The sequence below is a fragment of the Streptomyces glaucescens genome, assembly GCF_002154375.1.
GTDB lineage: Bacteria > Actinomycetota > Actinomycetes > Streptomycetales > Streptomycetaceae > Streptomyces > Streptomyces glaucescens.
The window spans coordinates 1-1,864 of sequence record NZ_MUND01000290.1; the positions used below are offsets into that span (position 1 = coordinate 1).

At 73.0% G+C, this 1,864-nt stretch carries 2 protein-coding genes; both read left to right on the top strand.

Annotated features, from left to right (window positions below; all coding sequences use genetic code 11):
- Positions 1–293: acyl carrier protein (locus CCN42_RS19750; RefSeq protein ID WP_339384344.1), on the top strand; the 293-nt coding region annotated here is incomplete at its 5' end.
- A gap of 98 nt (positions 294–391) precedes the next feature.
- A partial coding sequence (locus CCN42_RS19755) for a condensation domain-containing protein (RefSeq protein WP_245877377.1) occupies positions 392–1,864 on the top strand: 1,473 nt, incomplete at its 3' end.

Consider the following 1,864-nt stretch of genomic DNA (forward strand, 5'->3'; position numbering starts at 1 on the left):
CCCTCGCCAAGGAGGACCCCGTGTCCGACATCGCCCTCGACACCCTCACCGCCGACAGCCTCCGCACCTGGCTCGTCGACTGCATCGCCACCCACCTGGAGCGCCCCGCGGACACCATCGACACCGCCGCCAAGCTCTCCGACTACGGCCTCGACTCCCTCTACGTGCTCGCGGTCGCCGCCGAGCTGGAGGACCACCTCGACATCTCCCTCGACCCGACCGTCATGTGGGACAACCCCACGATCGACGCCCTCAGCGAGGCCCTGCTCCAGGAACTCGCCCAGGACGCCTGACCCGCACGCCCCTCGCGCCTTCCCGCACCCGCGCCTCCCGGGCGCCCCCTTCCCGCCCGCAGTCCGTAACCCCGCAGACCCGAGAGGACCGCTCGTCCATGTCCGACGACGCCCGTACCCTCCGCCGACCCACCACCGCGGCCCAGCTGGGCATCTGGGTCGCCCAGCAACTGCAGCCGGACAGCCCCCTCTACAACTGCGGCGGCTACTACGAGATCCACGGTCCCGTCGACGTCGACGTCTTCGCGCGGGCGGTCCACCGGGGCGTCGAGGAGACCGAGGCGCTGCGGTCGCACTTCACCGAGGACACCGGCCCGCAGGACGGCGGTCCCGGCGGCGAGCCGCGGCTGTGGCAGGTGGTCACCCCCGCCGAACCCCGGCCGCTGCACGTCGTCGACCTGCGGGACACCCCCGACCCGGAGGCCGAGGCGCACCGCTGGACGGCACGCGAGATGGCCAAGCCCTTCGACCTCGCGCGCGGCCCGCTCAGCGCCCAGACGCTGTTGCTGCTCGCCGACGACCGCTCCTTCTACGTGCACCGCTATCACCACGCCGTCCTCGACGGCTTCGGCCAGACCGTCTACGCGGCCCGGGTCGCCGCGCTCTACGCCGCCCTGCTCGCCGGCCAGGAGCCGCCCGCCTCCCCCTTCGCGACCCTGGACCGGGTGGCCGCCGAGGAGTCCGCCTACCCCCACTCCCGGCGCAGGGCGAACGACCGGGCCCACTGGCTCGACCTGTTCACCGACATCCCCGACCCCATCTCCCTCGCCGACCGCGTCACCGGGAGCACCCACAGCAGCCTGCGCCGCGTCCACCCACTCCCGCAGGATCTGGTCACCCGGCTCACCGCCCTCGCGGACCGCCTGGGCATCCAGTGGCCGGCCCTGGCCATCGCCGCCACCGCCGTCCTCTACCACCGCATGACGGGCCGGACCGACTTCACCTTCGCGCTGCCCCTCGCGGGCCGCACCGGACGGACCGGACTGACCACGCCCAGCGCGATGGTCAACGTCCTGCCCATCCGGGTGCAGCCAAACCCGGACCGCGGCTTCGCCGAACTGGCCGCGGACGTCTCCCGCTCCCTGGCGAACGTCATCCGCCACCAGCGGTTCCGCGGCGAGGACCTGGTCCGCGAACTCGGCCTGTCCGGCGGCCGCCAGGCCCGCCTCGGTCCCACGGTGAACGTGATGGCCTTCGCCGGCGAACTCTCCTTCGGCACCAGCCCCGCCACGGTCCACCCGCTGTCCACCGGCCCGGTCAACGACCTGAAGATCAACTTCTACGGCCAGGCCGGCGCCCCCGGTGGCGTCCGCATCGAGTTCGACGCCGACCCCAGCCTCTACCAGGAGCACGAACTCGCCGCCCACCAGGACCGCTTGGTGAGCATCCTGGAACAGCTCGCCGAGGATCCGGGTGCGCGGGTGGGTGCGGTGGAGGTGCTCGCTCCGGGTGAGCGGGAGCGGCTGCTGGGGGAATGGAACGGGGTCACGCGTGATGTGCGTGGTGTGTCGTTGCCGGTGCTGTTCGGTGAGCAGGCGGCGCGGACGCCTGACGCGGTGGCGGTGGTGGCT